Raw genomic sequence first — 235 nt, 5'->3', positions numbered from 1 at the left:
CGCCCAGCGCCAGGGTCTCGCCGATTACCTGGCCGCGCAAATCCCGATGGGACGTCTGGGCGAGCCCGGCGAAATCGCCAGCGCCGCGCTGTTTCTCGCTTCGGACGATGCGAGCTTCGTGAACGGCATCGAACTGTTCGTCGATGGGGGCCAGCAGCAAGTCTGAACGTAGCATGGGCGCACGGATGGGGACTTTCACGTCCGTGCGCCCGAACGGAGTTTCATCATGATCGAA

Annotated in this window: 1 protein-coding gene; it reads left to right on the top strand. The window is 63.4% G+C overall.

What is annotated here, in order from left to right; all coding sequences use genetic code 11:
* The coding region (locus U5A58_RS40735) for an SDR family oxidoreductase (protein ID WP_321965486.1) at positions 1–166 on the top strand (166 nt) is incomplete at its 5' end.
* Positions 167–235 lie beyond the last annotated feature (69 nt).

It is taken from the genome of Paraburkholderia sp. J7 (assembly GCF_905220155.1).
Classification (GTDB): Bacteria; Pseudomonadota; Gammaproteobacteria; order Burkholderiales; family Burkholderiaceae; genus Paraburkholderia.
The sequence above is the reverse complement of the archived record's forward strand: the minus strand, read 5'-3'. Positions and strand labels throughout refer to the sequence as shown.